We start from the raw sequence: 18,699 nt of genomic DNA, 5'->3' as shown, positions 1-18,699 counted from the left end.
AAGACAAAACGGCATAAACCGAATTGGTAACCCCGCTATCCTAGGTGTAAGAGTGCTTTATGAGCTTTCTTGACCGACAGACCGGAAGCTTTGCGTCCCATTTTTCCAAAGGGTTTGCCAAAGTGTGACCGAGAGCAAATTTACTTAAGACCAAGAGAGAAAGCGAAGTCATTACTCAATATGTGGAATCAAGCTCTCACGCTTATTTTTTAGAGTTAAATAACTAATATCTTCATGAAATATATGATGTTTATTCAATATGAAAGGTTGATGCTTTACTCGGTTTCTACCGTGTCAATACAGGTTAACCACTGATCGGAGAGCGGTTTTAAACGTATACCCAAAGCATGAATGGAAGATAATGCATTCTTCTGTCGCGGTATTGATTAAGGAGCACCATGCGCTATTCCGTTGTGCGATTGATATTGGGTGACCAACTCAACCATGCTCATTCTTGGTTTTCTGAGCATAGGGATGATGTTTTATACCTGATTGCAGAGCTGCATCAGGAGCAGGAGTACGTTCGCCATCACATTCAAAAGCAGTGTGCATTTTTTGCGGCCATGCAAGCTTTTGCTGATTATTTAAGTGCAGAAGGGCATCACGTATGGCATCTGGATCTGGATGCCAGCGCGCAATATAACGATTTACCCGATCTGATCGCGCAGATTTGCCAGCAAGTTCAGGCCGATGCTTTCCAATACCAAAGACCTGACGAGTATCGACTGCTTGAGCAAATGGCCAATTTGCGCCTATCCGGCATCACAATAGGGTGCGTTGATACTGAGCACTTCTTGCTACCGTTTGCGGAGATCCCAGAGCAATTTCCCGCAAGCAAAGCCGTGCTGATGGAACACTTTTATCGACGAATGCGTAAGCGTTTTGGTTATTTGATGACGGCTGATGGCAAACCTGAAGGTGGACAGTGGAATTTTGATGCCGACAATCGTAATAAACTGAAATCGCCAGATCTTCTTCAGTTGCCGACGCCACTCTGTTTTGATAATCCCGTTGCGTCCATCAAGGCGCGAATAGAACGTCATCGGATTCCGTCTATCGGACAAGTCGGAGAGTCACTGCTGTGGCCTATCAATCGTGCGCAAGCGCTTTCCTTATTGGCGCATTTTTGCCAAATTTGCTTGCCTAATTTTGGTCGCTTTCAAGATGCGATGACGGCGCAGCATCCCCATCGCTGGAGCCTGTATCACAGCCGACTTTCATTTGCGCTCAATAGTAAGCTACTTTCACCTCGCGAAGTGATTGAAGCTACTATTAGTGCTTATCGCGCAGCTCAAGGGCAGATCTCGTTAGCTCAAGTGGAAGGATTTGTGCGACAAATTCTCGGTTGGCGTGAATATGTGCGCGGCATGTATTGGAGCAATATGCCTCATTACCAAACACGCAATCATTTAGGAGCGCAGCGGCCGTTACCAAGCTATTTCTGGAATGGACAAACCAAGATGCGTTGTTTGCAGCAGGCGATCACTCAGTCACTGGATTTTGGCTACGCGCATCATATTCAACGCTTGATGGTGACAGGGAATTTTGCCTTGCTGACCGAGTGTGACCCTGATCAAGTCGATGCCTGGTATTTAGGTATCTATATCGATGCGATTGAATGGGTCGAACTTCCTAATACGCGAGGTATGGCTCTGTTTGCGGATGGCGGATTGATCGCCACCAAACCCTATTCAGCCAGTGGTTCCTACATCAATAAAATGAGTGACTACTGCGCCTCTTGTGCTTATCAAGTGAAACTCAAATCCGGAGAGAAAGCGTGCCCGCTAAATTCGCTTTACTGGCGGTTTATGCTTAAACATCGTGATCGACTCGCCAACAATCCTCGCATCGGAATGCTATACAAAACGTGGGACAAGATGACGAGCGATTCTCAGCAAGCGATCCTGAGCACGGCTGATGCGTATCTGAGCCAGATTGAAAGTTTATAAATGAGGGTTAGAAAGTACCGATTCGGTGCAATATTTGCTTGGCATTCTACAATCCTTCGCAAGTTGCTGACGAGTTTGCTTGGCTAACGTAGCGCAAAAGGATGGAAATAAATGGTGTGTTTGCTCTAATTGTTCAAAAGCTAATAAAATAATGTTTTATTGATAATGCTTTGTTTTTAAACATTTTTGTTGGTTACAGGTTACGCATGTACGCCCGAAAGTGATTGCAGCTTACTGTGAAGTACTTCAAAATTAGGTCGTTTCCATTTCTTCTTGGTTAAGAATGAGGTTTTGATGAGAGTCGCTGAGCTTCTGAAGCATCGAGCTGAAAACTTGGTTAAGCACACTGAATTTAAGCAGTGGATGTCTCCGTCTGTGCGCGAGTACTGGGATGATATTTTAAACAAGACCCAAAGCCGTCCACTGTTTGGGTGGGTAAAAGATCTGCATCTGCCTGCCAATGAAGATACGCCGATCCCTGAGCCGATTGAACTCAAACCCGAGGCTCAAGCACTGTATGACGAGTTGCAAACCCAGGTGGGTGAAGTGATCCATACGGGAGATTGGTTACTGGTTGATCAAGAGCGAATCAATCAATTCGGTGCAGTCACTGAAGATATGCAGTGGATTCATACCAATCCGGATCGTGCGGCGTTGGAATCGCCATTCAAAACGACGATTGCGCATGGATTTTTAACGCTGGCATTGTTGCCAAAGTTAACCGACAGCGTTGATGAAGAGAAAACCTTGTTTCCAACCGCTAAAATGGTGGTCAATATTGGCTTGAACTCGGTACGTTTCCCTTATCCAGTAAAAGCGGGTAATCGAGTTCGTGCCGTGAGTACTTTGTCGAAAGTGACCCCGATTAAGAAGGGACTTGAGATTGAGCGTGAAATCAAGGTTGAGATCGAGGGCGTTCGTCGTCCGGGTTGTGTTGTAGTGTCAGTGATCCAACTGCACTTCTAGCCCATTGTGTCATCAGTATAAATCAACAAGGAGAGCCTATTTGCTCTCCTTGTTCGTTTCTGAAGCACACTGTGTGTGGTAAACCATGAAGAACTATGGTGCAACCATGCAGAAACTCATGTAGTAAGAGTAATGCTCTTGTGGTTTATTCCACATCACTTGGCATAATGTAGCCGTATTCCACAATCAATTTTTTAGCGCTTTCAGACTTTAAGAAGGCGATGAACTCTTTGGTCTGTTCGTCTGCGTTATCTGAGTAGTGCAAAATTAAGAACGGGCGTGATAATTGGTAAGTGTGCTTAGCTATGTTGTCAGAAGTGGGATCTGTTTTTTCAAACTGAATCGCTTTGACGGATTTATCGACCGAGCCAATAGAGATAAAGCCAACCGCTTGAGTATTGTGGTTGACTAACGTTTTCATCATGCTGTTGCTATTGACGACAAGCGCGGTCGGCGCAACATCGGAAACCTCACGATCTTTGACGGTTTTGGTTAATCCCATCAAGCTTTCAAAGCTGTAGCGAGTACCCGATGAGGCTTCGCGAGTCACGACCGCGATTTTTTGATCGTTACCGCCCACCTGTTTCCAGTTGGTGATTTGGCCTTTGTAAATGCCGTATAGCTGCTCTCGCGTAAGATTGGTGACTGGATTGGCTTGGTTGACCACAATCGCTAAACCATCAAAAGCCAGCGTAAAAGTGTGTAGGGTGTTTTGCGCTTCACTTTCCGTGAGATAGCGTGAGGTCATAGCGATATCCGCGACGCCTTTTTTCAAAAGAGAAATCCCAGCGGTAGAACCGACACCTTGAACTGCGACATAAGTCTCGGGGTGTTGTTGGTTATATTTTTCAGCCAGTACGTCCATAATTCTGGCCACTGAGGTGGAACCTGAAATGGTTATTTCACTTGCTTGCACAAAGGGTGTCATCGTTGTGATGGAAAAAAGAAGTGCGCAAACGGCGGCAAGTGCCATCCTGATCATAAATTAGCTCCCATATTGTCAAAAAAATCTTACGCAGTATGCCTGAAACGTATGACAAAAATGTGAAGGCAGCTCTAGGTTAGTGAGTTGATTGGTGAAATTCACCGAGCTTGCACCCATTGCTTATACTCAAATGATGTGGAGATCATGGAATTGCATCGCTCAGATAGCCATACTGAGCAGACTCAGACACCGATGAGGTTAAAAATGATTGTCAATCTTCTCCAGAGACAGCTTGAACGCCGTGCAGAATTGCTTTGCATGAGCCGCAACCAGAGCTTACCTGCTGAGCTGGGCAAGTCGAGCTTTGAGCCCATCGAGCACGGGGTGCAGTTTATTCTGTGCCACTACAAACTCGACTCAACCCGTTGTGACTACGAAAGTTTGGTTGCAAAAATCGTCTGGGAAGAAGCGTCTAAACAGTGGGCGCTCTACGCCTACGATCAACAAAAAGCGCAGAGTGAAGCTTGGATCCCTTATCCATTTTTGGCGCGTAGCGAGGATTTAACCGCCATCATCCGCGAAGTGGAGAAAGATCCGAAAGCGTATTTTTGGGTATAGGCTTGGCCCGCTTATGGGGTTATTCGCCAGACGAGAAAAACAAAAGGCATTCCGAAGAATGCCTTTTGAATGAAGGAGACTCAAACCAAGCGAATTAAGCTTGGGGCTCGTTATTTTCTGCGCCCTCAGCAGGTTGCTCCGTGCTGGTTTGCGTCTCTGAAACCAGATCAGCAAACACTTGCGTTGGTTTACCCACTAAGCTGCGGTTTTCTTGATTGACTTCTGTCAGGACGATTTCCAGCACATCACCAAGTTTGTACACCACTTCTTTATCGATCAGTATCGTGCCGTCTTCACCATTACACTCGATACGCTCTTTGTTATCGAGGATCAGAGCTCCCGGAATAAAGGCCATTGCGCCATTTTCGAGTAAGCGAACACGCATGCCCGGACGGTTGATATCAAAGATCTCAGCTTGGAAGCGGGTTTCTTTCGCAGGCTCATCAGCCAGCGTGCGCGCATAGAGCCAATCTGCCACATTACGTTCAGCAATTTTGTGGTGTTTACGGTGCAGAGCCAGTTCTTCACCAACTGTCTCATCCGGCGTTTGCACCGGGGCTTTGCCGAGAATGTGCGCTTTCAGCAGACGGTGGTTAATCATGTCGCCGTATTTACGAATCGGCGAAGTCCATGTTGCGTACACATCAAGGCCCATCGCGAAGTGGGGGAGAGGCTGGTTGCCAATCTCACTGTAGCTTTGGTATTTACGAATACGATTATCGAGGTAGCTGGTTTCTTGCGTGGCTAGCCAGCGGCGCAGAGCGGCAAAGCCTTCTACGGTTGCCAGCGTTTCTGCATCCGCATTGGGTGCGCCGTTGACCGCCATGAGCTCTACTACATCGGCCATTTTTTCAGCTTTAAAACCCGCGTGGGTATTGAATACACCAAAACCAAATGTAGTTTGCAGCGTTTTACCCGCACAGATGTTCGCAGTGATCATCGATTCTTCAACCAAGCGGTTTGCCGTACGGCGCATGTCCGCATGGATCGCCACCACATCGTTATCTGCGCTCAGTTCAAAACGGTAGTCTGGACGATCTGGGAACACTACGGCATGGGTCTCACACCAGTTCGCACGTGCTTGTGAGAAAGCGTAGAGGTCGCGCACTACTTGGGCGATTTCTTCGCTTGGTTGCCATTGTTCCGAGCTGCCAGTCTCCAACCAGTCAGAAACATGGTCGTAAACTAGGCGTGCATGAGATTTGATGTTGGCTGCGAAGAAACGAATATCATCGCCAATCACGCCATCTTTACGGATAGTGACTGAGCAGCATAGCGCTGGACGAACTTGGTTTTCCATCAGAGAGCAAAGCTCATCAGCCAGATCGCGTGGCAACATTGGAATGTTGCGACCCGGCAAATAAATGGTAAAGCCACGCTCGCGTGCGACTTTGTCCATCTCATCTTCTGGGGTGATGTAAGCGGTTGGATCGGCAATCGCGATAGTCAGCGCAAAATCACCGTTTGGCAGTTGCTGTGCGTAAAGCGCGTCGTCCATATCTTTGGTCGATTCACCATCGATGGTCACAAAAGGCAGCGCGGTCAGATCTTCACGAACCAAGTCTGCATCATCTTTCAGTTGCCAATCGTCAATGCCCGCTGGCTCGCTGTTGGGCAGATCGTTTTCTGCTAATGTCACCCACCAAGGGGCAATTTTGTCATTGGCATCGGTGATTTTGTGTGAAATCTGCACAAAGAAACCATCGTCACCTTTCAGCGGGTGGCGCACAAGATGAGCGACCACCCAGTCACCCTCTTGGAAGTCAGCTTCGTTGAGGCCTTTCTTGGTTTTTGCCTTCAGCGACAGCTTTTTCAGTTGTGGATGATCGGGAGCGACGTTGAGTTTGCCTTTAAATAGCTTTACGCGACCAATGAAGCGAGTCAGCGATTGCTCGATGAGTTCAGAAGGCTCAGCCACTTCGCGTTCATTTTCGGTGCGGATGAAAGCCACGACTTTGTCGCCATGCATACACTTCTTCATATAAGGAGGCGGAACAAAGTAGCTGGTTTTGCTATCGACTTCGAGGAAGCCAAAACCTTTGTCACTGGCTTTGATGGTGCCTTCTTTTTTAGGCAGGGTTTCTTGGATTTTTTGCTTAAGCTGCGCGAGGCGCGGATTGTCTTGGAACATCTTTTTTATCTAACCGTTTAAGTTGGGCACACTATAATCATTGAGGGGCTGGATTACTACCGAAAACGTGAGATTGAGCGCCGTTGGCTGTTTATTTATTCGCTGAAATTGTCAGCAATTTTGGTGTTTTAACGGGGTTTTCCGGTCAATGAGACGTCATTTTTCCTTTGCTAAGAAATTTTTGTGATGAAATTCAATTTTTCCTAGCTTTTTTTATGCTTTTAGGGAATAATCCGCGTCCCTTATATGTCCCTAGCGGCTTGATGCGTTTTAATACTTATCCGCATCTGAACGGACTCAGCAATTCATTGGATTGGTTGGAAATGGTAAAGCACGTGGGACCTTGGTTATTTCTTCATTTAGTGGGATCCCCATGCAAGATACTGCAATTCAATTCAGTGATTTAGCACTGAACAGCGCCATCCTTTCTGCCCTAACCGAAATGGGCTTCGTATCACCAACTCCTATCCAAGCAGCAGCGATTCCTGTTCTGCTTGAAGGCCGTGATGCACTGGGTAAAGCGCAAACAGGTACAGGTAAAACAGCGGCATTCTCTTTGCCTCTGCTCAACAAACTTAATCTATCTCAGTACAAGCCACAAGCTATCGTTATGGCGCCAACACGTGAGCTGGCGATTCAGGTAGCAGCCGAGATCAAAAACCTAGGCCAAAACATCAAAGGCCTCAAGGTTCTTGAGATCTACGGTGGTGCTTCAATTCTTGATCAAATGCGCGCTCTGAAATCTGGCGCTCACATCGTTGTGGGTACGCCGGGTCGTGTAAAAGATCTGATCACTCGTGATCGTCTACACCTAGACGAATGTCATACTTTCATCCTTGATGAAGCAGACGAAATGCTGAAAATGGGCTTCGTTGATGACGTAACTTGGATCATGGAACAAGCGCCAGAGTCTGCACAACGCGTACTGTTCTCAGCCACTATGCCGCCAATGGTTAAAGAAATTGTTGAGCGTTTCCTACGTGATCCAGAGTGTGTTGACGTAGCGGGCTCTAACCAAACGGTCGCGAAAGTTGAGCAACAATACTGGGTAGTAAAAGGTGTAGAGAAAGATGAAGCGATGGCTCGTCTGCTTGAAACCGAAGAAACCGATGCTTCTATCGTATTCGTACGTACTCGTCAGGATACTGAGCGTCTAGCGGATTGGCTGTGCGCGCGTGGCTTCAAAGCAGCGGCTCTGCACGGTGATATCCCTCAGTCTCTGCGTGAGCGTACTGTTGATCATATCAAACAAGGTGTGATTGATATTCTGGTTGCGACCGACGTTGTTGCACGTGGTCTGGACGTTCCTCGTATCACTCACGTATACAACTACGATATTCCATTTGATGTGGAATCTTACATCCACCGTATCGGCCGTACTGGTCGTGCTGGACGTAAAGGTAAGGCGATCCTGCTGGTTCGTACTAACCAAATCCGCATGCTACGTACTATCGAGCGTGTCACTCGTTCTTCAATGGAAGAGATCCAACTGCCGCACCGCGATAAAGTGGCTGAATCTCGTCTGACTAAGCTGGGTCAAGAGCTGGCAGCAGATAAAGAGTTCAGTTCGCTGGAGCGTTTCGCTGATTTGGTTGAAAAACTGCAAGCGTCACTGGAAATTGATGCAACGACTCTGGCTGCAATCCTGCTGAAACGTCAGCAAGGTAAGCGTCCACTGTTTTATGTCGGCGCTGATCCAATGATCGAAGCGATGGAGCGTGAAAAATCACGTCGTCGTGAGCGTCGTGATGACCGCCGCGATGGTGATCGTCCTGCTCGTCGTGAATTCGGTGGCCGCGATCAAGAAAACCACGATTGGGATACTTACCAACTGCAAGTTGGCCGTGACCAAGGCGTTCAAGTGAAAGACATCGTTGGTGCTCTCGCAAACGAACTGGGTCTGACTAAAGGTTCTATCGGTGCGATCAAACTGGCTCAAGGCCATACGTTTGTTCAGCTACCAAAAGCCATGTCAAATGACGTTTCTAGCAAGCTACGTAAGCTGCGTATCCGCCAGAAAGAAGTGGGTGCTGTAGTGTGTGACTTCGATGACTTCCGCGAATCTCGTGGTGGTGCTCGTCGTGAAGGTGGTCCACGTCGCGAAGGTGGTCGTCGTCCAGAAGGCAACCGTGAAGGCGGTTTCCGTGGTGGTCGTGAAGGCGGCCGCGAAGGTGGTCGTGGCCGTGGTGGTGAAGGCCGTCCTTTCCGTGAAGGTGAGCGTCGTTTTGAGCGCAACCGTAGTGGTGAGAGCAGTGGTAGCTACCGTGGTGAGCGTGGCCATAGCCGTCGTCGCGAAGAAGCATAATTCACACATGTGATTTGAATTGATAAACCCGCAGGTAAAACTGCGGGTTTTTTGTTATCTGCATCGCATAGTTTCATTTCATTGCTACACTTTAAGCGGGTGATAAATAAGCAGAACAATCAATTCAACCAATGAGGTGACGCATGCGCAAATGGCTATGGCTCCTGTTACTGCTGACAACGCGAGTTTCTGCGGTTGAGATTTCGCCGTACATCGTCAATGGTACCAATGCGAATGTCGCAAACTACCCTTCGTTTGCCAGCTTGGCGATTTATATCTCTCCTTATCAATACAGCTCAGGAACCTACTGTGGTGCGACGGTTCTGAATTCACGTTATATCTTGACGGCAGCACATTGTATTTATGGCAATAGCTATACCATGTTGTATACCGTTGTGGTTCCTCAGTTGGAAGATGAAAGCCAGTTCCCCAATGGCAATGTTCAACTTGCTCGTGCCGCGGAATTTTATTATCCCGATAACTATGTCGATTCTTCGGCAGTGTATTGGCCAAATGATATTGCGATCATCAAGTTAGAAAGCGACCTTAACGTGAGTAATTTCGTTGGGGTACTCAATAGCTCCATCAATAACAGCTATGACGTGAATGGGACCTATAAAGCGATTGGTCACGGCTATGTGAATGGTAATGTCGCCGGAGGAACCCGTTTATTAGAGACCACCTTAACCTTTGTTCCGTTTGCGACCTGCTCGGCTTATTACGGTGCTAATTTAGGCCCTGGGCATGTCTGCTTTACAGGGCCACAAATCGGTTCGTATCGCAACTCCACCTGCTCTGGGGATTCCGGAGGTCCTGTCTATTGGGATAGTGGCTCTGGATATGTGCAAATTGGGATCACCAGTTTTGGACCATCAACCTGTGGCAATCCAGCGCTGCCCGTTACCTCGGTATTCACGGAAGTATCCGATTACTACAGTTGGATATTACGTGTCATGAATGGATTAGAGACGCCCAAATATTACGTTACAGAAAGTAATGGAGTACGGCAGTTGGTTGCAGGAGGGACTACAACGGTTAGCGTGAGTGAGAGCTCATCTGGAGGAGGTGTCTCTTTGCTTATTGCTTTCTTTTTAGGCATGTTGATGATTATTCGACGTAACAATCTGAAAATTTGAACTTTATGATCAAGGTGTGTTTGATTTGAGATGTTAATCTGAGATTATCGGTATTCACTTTCTCAATATATACACACCAAGGTAACGACTTTGAATAAACTCAAATTATTCTTTGGGCCTCTTTATCCTATCGTTTGCGCTGTATTCGCCTTATTAGTCATTTTTGCGCTATCACGTTTAGGTCTTGCTATGTGGCATTTTGATCGCGTAACGAATGCTGACGGCTGGATACGCATTTTCACTAGTGGCTTAAGGGTGGACTTTGCGTCAATCTGCTATTTGTTTATTTTACCTGCACTTTTGACTAGCTTAATTTCTGGTGAGCATTGGTTAGGCCGCATTTGGAATTGGGTGTTGCGTCTTTGGATCACGGCTGGGTTATGGTTCGTTGTGTACATGGAAGTGGCTACTCCTCCTTTTATCATTGAGTACGATCTGCGCCCTAATCGCTTATTTGTGGAATACCTTATCTATCCGAAAGAAGTCTTCGGTATGCTGTGGTCGGGTTACAAATTGGAGCTATTTATCGGCCTAGTCGTGAGTGTATTAACGGTTGTACTCGGCTGGCGATGGAGTAAAACACTCGTTTCCAACTTGCATTACCCCAAGTGGTATTGGCGTCCAGTGATTGCTGTGCTTGTGGTCACTGTTGGGGTATTAGGAGCTCGTTCTTCTTTAGGGCATCGCCCAATGAACCCTGCAATGGTCTCTTTCTCTAGCGATCCTTTGATGAACGATCTTGCGCTCAACTCCGCGTATTCAGTGATTTTCGCAGCCAAGCAAATGGGCTCAGAGGCCAACGCATTTGAATTTTATCCGAAAATGGATAAACAACTCGTGATCGATCAAGTTCGTGCTTCGATGACTGTAGCCCCGGAAGATTTTATTAGTGATGACAAACCGTCTTTGGCCAATCATGTTGCGACTTACCAAGGTGCACCTAAAAACATCGTCATTTTGTTGATGGAAAGCCACGGGGCGCGTTATGTAAAAAGCCTTGGGGGAATCGATGTTTCTCCAAACATGGACAAACTGATTAACGAAGGCTGGGCATTCACTCGCATGTACGCTACGGGTACTCGCTCTGTACGTGGTATTGAAGCAGTAACCACAGGATTTTCTCCAACGCCTGCTCGCTCTGTGGTGAAGTTAGGTAAAAGCCAGAATAACTTCTTCTCAATTGCAGGCTTGCTGAAAACTCAGCAGTACCACACGCAATTTATTTATGGTGGCGAGAGCCATTTTGACAATATGAAGAGCTTCTTCCTCGGCAACGGTTTTGTGGATATGCAAGATCTACCTACCTTCTCAAATCCTAAGTTTGTCGGTTCGTGGGGAGCGTCGGATGAAGATCTGTTCAATAAAGCTGATGAGCAGTTCACGCAAATGGTACAAGAAGGTAAACCCTTCTTTAGTTTGGTATTTACCTCGTCTAACCATAGCCCGTTTGAATACCCTGATGGCGTGATTACACCATACAATGAACCGAAACAGACGGTAGAAAATGCAGTGAAATACGCTGACTACGCGTTGGGGCAATTTGTTGAAAAGGCGAAAAAATCTCCTTATTGGGATAACACCGTGTTTGTTGTTGTCGCAGACCATGACGCGCGTACACAAGGTACCAATCCAATCCCTGTGGAATACTTTCATATTCCAGCGGTTATTTTTGGTGGTGGCATTGAAGCGCGTAAAGATGACCGCTTACTCAGCCAGTTGGATTTAGCTCCGACGCTACTCTCCTTAGCCGGTATTAGTAGTCAAAACCCAATGATTGGCTTTGATTTAACCCAAGACGTTCCGGTTGAAAAGCAACGCGCTATGATGCAACGTGACAAAAACTTTGGTTGGTTAACACCGGATAACCAAGTGGTTGTATTGCAGCCAGGACAAGATATCACGACCTATCAATATGACTCAGTGACACATAAGATGACACCACTTCAGCTTGACGAATCGATCGTGACTCGCGCGCATGCTAATGCGATGTGGGGGAGTCTGGCATTCAAAGAGAATTTCTACACCGCACAAAAAAGTTATGAATTGGAATAATAAGCCATTTCATTAACTGGAAAATAAAGAAGGCGACCAATGGTCGCCTTCTTTATTAAAGAGTGAGAGTTTTGTCCACGATAATCAATTAACGATCCCAGTACGCTTCTTCCAAGCTATCTTCACGCTCAGGTAAAGCCCGTGACAGACGTGGCGAATGCTGAGTCAACACTTCATAGCTGACGCGGTTGGCGTACTTACACACTTGAGAGAGCGAGGAATAGGTCAGGTATGGCTGATCATGTTTGGCTGAATTCGGCACATTACGTTGGTGATACGCGTTTGCCGCCATGTCGTGCAGTAACGCGGAAAGTGCGCCATCGCCAGCACCATTAGTGTTCTTAATCTCCAGCGGGCCGCCTAAGTATGGACCAATGTGAGAGTAAACTTTCAGTGGTGTGCGGCAATCTTCTTTACGCATTGCGCGGCTGAATTCGTACTTATTAAACTCAGGAATATTACCCGGTAGTAGTGGTAGCTCTGTTTCGCGCTTTGCTGATTCGTCAATATAGCCTGCCATATACAAACCCACAGGGCCTGCCGTACACAGCACTAAATCAACCCATTGCAGCGCTTTATCTGCAGCAAGTAGAGGATCGCGTTCGCCCGTCAGCGCTGCGCCTTCTTCTTCATTCATGGCGACAACGGTAACATGCTCTTTCATGTAGTTTTGCCACCACTCGGCATTCCCTTCGATCACATATTTTGTGCCTAAGGTGAGAACCACAGGAATGCTGCGTGCTTTTGCGATTTCAATGGCACGTTGCACCGCTTGTGGCATAGGGTCTTCTGGCTTACCACGCATCAAATACGATGACACAACCAAGGCCGAAGCTTTATCAAACACTTCTTCTGGAATGCTGTCAGGGCGCAGCTTGTTCATGTGCCCTTCATTGATCGCAAACGTACGTTCACCATCTTCAGAAATCAAGGTGTAGCAGCGACCGATAGGGCCATCCACTGTTTGCAAGTGGTTTAGATTCATCCGCGCTGAAGTACGACATAGGTAGCGATAAGCGTATGAACCCACCTCGATATTTTTCGACATCACACCCAGCAATACCGATTTGCTGTCCGCTAAAACCGAATAGTTGTGCAATGTGTTGCCAATCGTATCTCCCGGATACTGGTGAGTGATCAATCCACGCTCGACCAATTCATGATAGAGAGCATCCGCTTTACTCTCTTCCAGTACCAGTGAATGGCCTTTACTGAGATCGTAGCGGGTAAGAAATTCATCATCAACGCGAGCTTCAATATCGACGATGGTTTGGCCGACGCCGACAATCGTCGGACGATGGAGCTTTGGTGTTTGTTGAATCTGGTTGACGAGTGGATCGCGGGCGTGAGTTGGAAAATAGTGCTTAGATTTGCGCTGACCGGGAAACTTCATTTTGAAAGTGTTAATTGAAAAAATTTTCGCGCATCATATCACAGGTGTGACAGATTACTTTCATTTTTATTGCAGCCTGAAGTGATGTAAAGCACACCTCAGGCTGCGATGGATGAAGCTATTTGTTCTGTGTTTCAGGGAAGGCGTTGTAGGCTTGAGTGCCCCACAGCGGCACGGTAGACAGGCTGTGTTTAAAGCTGCCGGATGTTTCTTTAGTCGAGTAGGAGAGATACATCAGGGTTTGGTTTTTCGCATCAAAAATACGGCGAATTTTCATCGATTTGAAGAAAATACTTTTGGATTTTTGAAAGACCACTTCGCCTGAAGAGGATTTATCAATTTGCGCGATCATTTCTGGCGTAATTTCACCCGTTTGGCGACAAGAAATCGAGGAGTCTGATGGATCGGCCAAGCTTAAATCGGCTTCAATACTGGCTACATGGCAAGTCACGCCCGTTACAACAGGATCGGTCAAGTTGTTGATTTTAATATCTTTCAAGGTAAACATGCCGAGACTGACATCACCGACTTCTGAGCGATCACAACCACTCAAAACGAAAGCGAAGGAAAGAAGCAAAGCAGTGCGAATAGAATTGAGCATAATCAGGTTCCGTTTACGTTAATTGTGTTTACCCTGCCAACTTGCAACGGCAGCGCGCGTGAGCATCGTTTAGCTTCAAGCTGTATTGGGATATCACCTTCCTACCTGATATTGGGATGCTTATCGCGGCAACATCAGGTTATTTGGGTTTACATCATACTGATTTTCTGAAGATAGTGCAGCCTCATGGCTAAGACCAAGATACGCAATTGCTCATCAAAAGGGATTAAAGCTTGTTCCGTGTGGGCTTGATGAGTATGCTGCGTTTACTGCGACGCTTATTGATTAGGTGTTGCTTCACCAACCAAGAAGAAGTCCCCTATGATTTACTCTCCCTCACCTGTGGTTGCGGCCAAAAATCAGTGGTTATCGAGTCAAGTGGATGTCGAATTCCCGACTGCTCAAAGTTTAGAGGGGCGCGATATTTACCATGCGTTAAGCCGACACACTGAAGTTTCGTTGTTTCAACCGCAGGCCTGTGATGCGCCATTACTGCAAGAGATTTATTTGGTGGATTTTCATCGTTTAACTGTCTGGTTTGCTCTCTTGCAGGCAACGCGTAGCTCAACCCAGCATGAGCAAGAACGTTTGGTTGAGTTTTTTACCCAAATTATTTACTCACCGCCATGCCAACTATTCCTCGGATTTCATCTTGGCGAACCCGTTGCGGCAGGTATGGTGACGGAGCATGAGCACATGGTTCTGCTTTCCGATCTGGTTGTGAAACCCAACCCTCTATTTGACACTCGCGAAGCATTTGCTCAAGCGCTGTATGCGAAATGGCAAGCCATCACCGCGAGTGATGCTACCCCTTACATCGAACTTTGAGCCACTTTCTGTTCGTAAAAGAGTGACTTCGGTAGAAGTTATGCACGTTTGTGCATGGTTTTCTGCCATTCTGTTAACTCCATCCTTTTTAGTGCCACAGTGAGATATACACTGCTAATGGGGATGGAGGAATAAGTAATGACTGAATCCAGAGTAAAGTGTGTCATTTTTGACTGCGAAGGAACCTTAGTAGACAGCGAACGTTTGTGCTGTGAAGCTCTGGTACAAGTGTTTGGCGAACTTGGGGTGGCCTTAAGCTACCAGCAGGTCGCTGAGCATTTCTCGGGTGGCAAAATCGCCGACATTCTCCATGCGGCTTGCCAACTGGCGAAGATAACAGCGGATATTGATTTGCTTGAGCAGCGTTACCGCTCGATTGTCGCGGCAACGTTTCGGCGCAAACTTTCTCCGATGGGGGGCGCGAGGGCATTACTCAATTACTTGAAGCGTAACCAGATTGAATTTTGTGTGGCGTCAAACGCGCCACGAGAAAAAATCGCGATGACCCTGACTCTCGCCGGTCTTGAGCACTATTTTGAAGGGCGGATTTTTTCTGCTTTTGATGCGAACAGCTGGAAACCTGAGCCGGATCTCATCCGTTATTGTGCAATGAACATGGGTTTTACATTGGATGAGTGCATTTATGTTGACGACACACCGAAGGGCGTTGAAGCAGGATTAAATGCAGAAGTGCTGACCTTTCAATTGAGCCCACTGAATCCCCAACATCGCAGCCATTCTCAGCAAGTGATTGTGCTGAGCAATCTACTTCAACTTGCGGAGTATTTGAGTGGTAGCGTGATGCGCCAATCCGCGTAAGCCGATCCTTTCTCGACTCACTTTCGTCAGTTGCTTTCGTTTTTTCCGTTTCTTTTGGCGCTGGGAGTTGTGCTGAAATTAGTGGAGGCTTGACGCACCTTGTTCACTCACATTGCTACCATCACGGCGGTTACGACCGCATTTTCCATCTTTTGACAGAGAAATAATGCGGTTTCGATAACGAACGAGCTTCCATTATTGACGAGTTTTGATTCCGGTGTGGACAAAGCGATGTGTGAGATTCGCTTTAGCCGCCAGCATGGGCTGAATGCTGGTCAGAGTGTTGGTGTGAAAGCCACATTTCGCGCAGTAAAATTTCTCTTTGTCGGCAGAAATAAAGAATTCATCGTGTTGGCAGAGAGGGCAGCAGTCGATGGTTTCTTCTGCAATGGTTTCTTCGACAAGTCGGTTATTCATAGTTTTATTCTCAGCAGCAAAAAAGGAGTGTTGCTCAGCGCTGTAGGCGACGCTAGGCTTGTGATTTCATTTTATATTTGCCTTTAGCATAAACACTTTCTAAAAGTTTGTTGGTGAGCTTTTCTGTCTTTGTTCCAAAATTGAGATGCAATTCATATTAAGACACGCAACAAGGCTGCTGATATACATGTAATATAGGTATTGTAGCGATAGTGTTTACTAACATCAAGATGCGTCTTATTGACCGCTTTCAGTGACCACTTCCAGTGACCTTTTAGTGTCTACCCAGTTTCTTCTAACGGTTGATAATGACACGTTCAGTTTATCGGCAATGGTTCTCTGGCTAATGCCTTGGGCTTTCAGCTCTTGTACATCGTCATAAACATTCTTTGTTGGTCTACCCAATGCCTTGCCTTCTTGTTTTAGCTGTTTCAGTTTGTCCCTGATTCGCTCTGATATGCGATTCTTTTCAAACTCAGCAAAGGTAGCGAACATCTGAAGCATTAACTTACCTTCAGGACTACTTAAATCAGCTACTGGTAAATCAAGGATGAATAGCTTGATGCCCTTATCGGTTAACATCTGGACTACTTGTTGAACGTCAATATTGTCTCTGCCTAATCTATCTAATTTAGCGATAACTAACGTATCACCTTTTTCAAGCTTATTTTCTACAAGGTTTCTAAATGCTGGTCTCTCCATTGCACAGACACCACCGCTAACACCTTCATCCACAATAAAGCGGTTATCACTTACTTTATGACCTGCTTCACGAATAGCTGTAAGTTGTTGGCTTGTGGTCTGCTCATCGGTAGATACTCGACCATACCCATAAGTACGTTGAGAGGTTTCGCTTACTGTGTTTACTTCTTCAGAATCATCTGAGGGTATAAAACTATCTGCTTTCTTTTCTAATGCCTTGATTTTCTCTTTAGCACCTTTGAGTAGTTCACAGTGTCCACCGATACGTGCTGCTGCTCTGGTTTCCGTTGTGTAGTTCTCTGGGTCTGCTTCAATGTCTTCTATTGCTTGTTGACAGTCACTGTAGCTGTTCATCGCTGATAGCTTGATTAATGAGTATTTCATGGCGTCTACTTCGCTTACTGTGTTTACTTCGTTTACTGTGTGTGTGCTCTTTAAGATGTGTTCATAATGAATGATGTGTTCTTTATTATCAATAGTATTTATGAACACTTTAGAATGCTATTTAAGAACATCTTTAGGGTGATGTCCTAAACGCCTGTTTTTGAACACAGTGAACACAGTGGATGAAGTAGATACAGTGACAGCACATAGGGACACCATACGGGGGTAATCCCTGTGCTTAATTAGTTAGATGGTCGCTCAGATTTTTCTGGTAGATTTTCATCAAGGAAAGACAAGACAGGACAAGATAAGATGTAATTAGTTACTCCACCTCAAAACCTTGCTCATCGTAGACTTTGGGTTGATTCTTCATGTGTTCCTCAAGTTTAGCTTTATACATCGCTTGTAACTTGGGTCTATCGGAGAACTGAAGACACTGCCATTTAATACGCTCGGCGGCTTCTTGAAGCTTCTTAAAGCCGTTCGTTAAGACTCTGAATCCTTCTTTATTGATACCAAGGTTATCAGCCTTCTTAAATGACTTATCAGCAAGTAAACTCGGTTTAACAACTAAGCCACCGTCAAAGTCTCTCTTGAAGAAACCACGCTTAATCATTTACTTCAAGGCTAAATCAGGATGTTCAATCCCTACAGTTCGACAGGCTTCTCTCCATGTAACACCTTGCTTTGATAGCTTACGGTCGAACTCGGTAGCTTTTGCCTCTTTGGCTTTCTCAAAGATTTGTTCCAGTTGGTCAAGGTAGACCATTATCATGTAACACACGGATTTACTTTCCGTAGCAGCTATAGCTCGACATTCAGTTTTACCTAAGAGATAACATTTGCGGTCTTCACCTTTAGTGTCTTTGTATGAACTTTCAACCACCCGAAAATTCGGGGCGTTAACCTGCTCACTAAACTCTCGGATTTTATTCATCAAGTGGTCATGACGTAACTCGACTACTTTCTCGTTGTGGTCATTACGCATCTTATTGATTAGCTCACAGAGCTTAACGGAAGTAATCGGGAAGTCTACACCATAGAACGGGTTAAACTTCTCGAAGGCTGATTGATAGGCTTGGATTTCTTTCTTGTTCATAATTGATTATCACACTCCTCTTATGTTGGCCGTCCTTGACTGTAGTGGCATAGTGAATTTGGTCACTTAGTTAGAGGTGATATCATCACCTCATAAGTTAACAGGTGACATTATGACAAAACGTACAAGACGACTATTTAGCGCAGAATTTAAGTTAGAAGCAGCGCAGCTAGTCTTAGACCAAAATTACTCAGTGACGGAAGCAGCCCAAGCCATGAATGTGGGCAAGTCCACGATGGATAAATGGGTTCGCCAGCTTAGAGAAGAACGCCAAGGGAAAACACCTAAAGCTTCACCTATGACCCCTGAGCAAATAGAAATTCGGGAATTGAAAAAGAAGCTGGCTCGCCTTGAAGAGCATAATGAAATACTAA

General features: G+C 46.1%; 17 protein-coding genes and 1 riboswitch. Of the genes, 9 read left to right on the top strand and 8 right to left on the bottom strand.

Annotation, left to right across the window (positions count from 1 at the left end):
* Window positions 1-22: 22 nt before the first annotated feature.
* A riboswitch (cyclic di-GMP riboswitch) is annotated at window positions 23-129 on the bottom strand.
* Window positions 130-398: 269 nt separating this feature from the next.
* Both T411_RS0102035 and T411_RS0102030 read left to right on the top strand, forming a co-directional pair.
* Complete coding sequence (locus tag T411_RS0102035) at window positions 399-1,949, top strand: cryptochrome/photolyase family protein (protein ID WP_001270801.1); 1,551 nt, start codon at window positions 399-401, stop codon at window positions 1,947-1,949.
* 294 nt (window positions 1,950-2,243) lie between these two features.
* Complete coding sequence (locus T411_RS0102030) at window positions 2,244-2,915, top strand: MaoC family dehydratase (protein ID WP_001261563.1); 672 nt, start codon at window positions 2,244-2,246, stop codon at window positions 2,913-2,915.
* Window positions 2,916-3,060: 145 nt separating this feature from the next.
* Here T411_RS0102030 and T411_RS0102025 read toward each other — a convergent pair whose 3' ends face one another.
* On the bottom strand, window positions 3,061-3,897 hold the full coding sequence (locus T411_RS0102025) for a phosphate ABC transporter substrate-binding protein PstS family protein (protein WP_000620570.1): 837 nt from the start codon (window positions 3,895-3,897) through the stop codon (window positions 3,061-3,063).
* A 207-nt stretch (window positions 3,898-4,104) separates the two neighbouring features.
* Between T411_RS0102025 and T411_RS0102020 the strand changes: the two genes are divergently transcribed.
* On the top strand, window positions 4,105-4,458 hold the full coding sequence (locus T411_RS0102020; protein ID WP_000636799.1) for a DUF3024 domain-containing protein: 354 nt from the start codon (window positions 4,105-4,107) through the stop codon (window positions 4,456-4,458).
* A gap of 94 nt (window positions 4,459-4,552) precedes the next feature.
* On the opposite strand, the gene rnb is transcribed toward T411_RS0102020, so the two are convergent.
* Window positions 4,553-6,589, bottom strand: a complete 2,037-nt coding sequence (gene rnb, locus T411_RS0102015; protein WP_000485063.1) for an exoribonuclease II — start codon at window positions 6,587-6,589, stop codon at window positions 4,553-4,555.
* Window positions 6,590-6,962: 373 nt separating this feature from the next.
* Between rnb and T411_RS0102010 the strand changes: the two genes are divergently transcribed.
* The 3 genes from T411_RS0102010 to T411_RS0102000 all read left to right on the top strand — a co-directional run bounded on the left by T411_RS0102010 (window position 6,963) and on the right by T411_RS0102000 (window position 12,082).
* A complete protein-coding gene (locus T411_RS0102010) occupies window positions 6,963-8,894 on the top strand; it encodes a DEAD/DEAH box helicase (protein ID WP_001154248.1) in 1,932 nt (643 codons plus the stop codon).
* A gap of 143 nt (window positions 8,895-9,037) precedes the next feature.
* Window positions 9,038-10,030, top strand: a complete 993-nt coding sequence (gene vesA / locus T411_RS0102005; RefSeq protein ID WP_001233649.1) for a GlyGly-anchored extracellular serine protease VesA — start codon at window positions 9,038-9,040, stop codon at window positions 10,028-10,030.
* Window positions 10,031-10,120: 90 nt separating this feature from the next.
* Window positions 10,121-12,082 carry an LTA synthase family protein gene (locus T411_RS0102000; RefSeq protein WP_001037545.1) on the top strand — a complete coding sequence of 654 codons (1,962 nt, stop codon included), beginning with the start codon at window positions 10,121-10,123 and terminating at the stop codon, window positions 12,080-12,082.
* An 88-nt stretch (window positions 12,083-12,170) separates the two neighbouring features.
* On the opposite strand, the gene T411_RS0101995 is transcribed toward T411_RS0102000, so the two are convergent.
* Window positions 12,171-13,475 (bottom strand): inosine/guanosine kinase, encoded by a 1,305-nt coding sequence (locus T411_RS0101995; RefSeq protein ID WP_000671604.1) that lies wholly within the window; start codon window positions 13,473-13,475, stop codon window positions 12,171-12,173.
* Window positions 13,476-13,593: 118 nt separating this feature from the next.
* Window positions 13,594-14,076, bottom strand: coding sequence for a CreA family protein (locus T411_RS0101990; RefSeq protein WP_000935051.1), 483 nt, complete (start codon window positions 14,074-14,076; stop codon window positions 13,594-13,596).
* A gap of 321 nt (window positions 14,077-14,397) precedes the next feature.
* Here T411_RS0101990 and T411_RS0101985 point away from each other — a divergent pair, with 321 nt between their 5' ends.
* Window positions 14,398-14,904 carry a hypothetical protein gene (locus T411_RS0101985; protein WP_000640597.1) on the top strand — a complete coding sequence of 169 codons (507 nt, stop codon included), beginning with the start codon at window positions 14,398-14,400 and terminating at the stop codon, window positions 14,902-14,904.
* A 138-nt stretch (window positions 14,905-15,042) separates the two neighbouring features.
* Window positions 15,043-15,723 carry an HAD family hydrolase gene (locus tag T411_RS0101980; protein WP_000140419.1) on the top strand — a complete coding sequence of 227 codons (681 nt, stop codon included), beginning with the start codon at window positions 15,043-15,045 and terminating at the stop codon, window positions 15,721-15,723.
* A gap of 195 nt (window positions 15,724-15,918) precedes the next feature.
* Here T411_RS0101980 and T411_RS0101975 read toward each other — a convergent pair whose 3' ends face one another.
* The 4 genes from T411_RS0101975 to T411_RS0101960 form a co-directional block, all read right to left on the bottom strand.
* A complete protein-coding gene (locus tag T411_RS0101975; RefSeq protein ID WP_001065259.1) occupies window positions 15,919-16,140 on the bottom strand; it encodes a transcription initiation factor TFIIIB in 222 nt (73 codons plus the stop codon).
* A 237-nt stretch (window positions 16,141-16,377) separates the two neighbouring features.
* On the bottom strand, window positions 16,378-17,226 hold the full coding sequence (locus T411_RS0101970; RefSeq protein WP_001917946.1) for a recombinase family protein: 849 nt from the start codon (window positions 17,224-17,226) through the stop codon (window positions 16,378-16,380).
* 322 nt (window positions 17,227-17,548) lie between these two features.
* Entirely contained in the window at window positions 17,549-17,842 is a 294-nt protein-coding gene (locus T411_RS0101965) for a hypothetical protein (RefSeq protein WP_000595765.1), read from the bottom strand.
* On the bottom strand, window positions 17,843-18,325 hold the full coding sequence (locus tag T411_RS0101960; protein ID WP_001034334.1) for a Rha family transcriptional regulator: 483 nt from the start codon (window positions 18,323-18,325) through the stop codon (window positions 17,843-17,845). It abuts the gene before it with no gap.
* Window positions 18,326-18,437: 112 nt separating this feature from the next.
* On the opposite strand from T411_RS0101960, the gene T411_RS0101955 reads away from it, so the two are divergent.
* Window positions 18,438-18,699 (top strand): IS3 family transposase (locus T411_RS0101955; protein WP_027694887.1); only part of this gene is annotated, 262 nt, incomplete at its 3' end.

The organism is Vibrio cholerae ATCC 14035 (assembly GCF_000621645.1).
Taxonomy (GTDB): Bacteria; Pseudomonadota; Gammaproteobacteria; order Enterobacterales; family Vibrionaceae; genus Vibrio; species Vibrio cholerae.
This window is presented reverse-complemented; position numbering and strand designations above follow the sequence as displayed.

Excerpts from the sequence above, each read along its gene's own strand:
- T411_RS0102035 (WP_001270801.1), top strand. The coding sequence starts at position 399 with ATGCGCTATTCCGTTGTGCGATTGATATTGGGTGACCAACTCAACCAT.
- T411_RS0102030 (WP_001261563.1), top strand. The coding sequence starts at position 2,244 with ATGAGAGTCGCTGAGCTTCTGAAGCATCGAGCTGAAAACTTGGTTAAG.
- T411_RS0102025 (WP_000620570.1), bottom strand. The coding sequence starts at position 3,897 with ATGATCAGGATGGCACTTGCCGCCGTTTGCGCACTTCTTTTTTCCATC.
- T411_RS0102020 (WP_000636799.1), top strand. The coding sequence starts at position 4,105 with ATGATTGTCAATCTTCTCCAGAGACAGCTTGAACGCCGTGCAGAATTG.
- rnb (WP_000485063.1), bottom strand. The coding sequence starts at position 6,589 with ATGTTCCAAGACAATCCGCGCCTCGCGCAGCTTAAGCAAAAAATCCAA.
- T411_RS0102010 (WP_001154248.1), top strand. The coding sequence starts at position 6,963 with ATGCAAGATACTGCAATTCAATTCAGTGATTTAGCACTGAACAGCGCC.
- vesA (WP_001233649.1), top strand. The coding sequence starts at position 9,038 with ATGCGCAAATGGCTATGGCTCCTGTTACTGCTGACAACGCGAGTTTCT.
- T411_RS0101995 (WP_000671604.1), bottom strand. The coding sequence starts at position 13,475 with ATGAAGTTTCCCGGTCAGCGCAAATCTAAGCACTATTTTCCAACTCAC.
- T411_RS0101990 (WP_000935051.1), bottom strand. The coding sequence starts at position 14,076 with ATGCTCAATTCTATTCGCACTGCTTTGCTTCTTTCCTTCGCTTTCGTT.
- T411_RS0101985 (WP_000640597.1), top strand. The coding sequence starts at position 14,398 with ATGATTTACTCTCCCTCACCTGTGGTTGCGGCCAAAAATCAGTGGTTA.
- T411_RS0101980 (WP_000140419.1), top strand. The coding sequence starts at position 15,043 with ATGACTGAATCCAGAGTAAAGTGTGTCATTTTTGACTGCGAAGGAACC.
- T411_RS0101975 (WP_001065259.1), bottom strand. The coding sequence starts at position 16,140 with ATGAATAACCGACTTGTCGAAGAAACCATTGCAGAAGAAACCATCGAC.
- T411_RS0101970 (WP_001917946.1), bottom strand. The coding sequence starts at position 17,226 with ATGAAATACTCATTAATCAAGCTATCAGCGATGAACAGCTACAGTGAC.
- T411_RS0101965 (WP_000595765.1), bottom strand. The coding sequence starts at position 17,842 with ATGATTAAGCGTGGTTTCTTCAAGAGAGACTTTGACGGTGGCTTAGTT.
- T411_RS0101960 (WP_001034334.1), bottom strand. The coding sequence starts at position 18,325 with ATGAACAAGAAAGAAATCCAAGCCTATCAATCAGCCTTCGAGAAGTTT.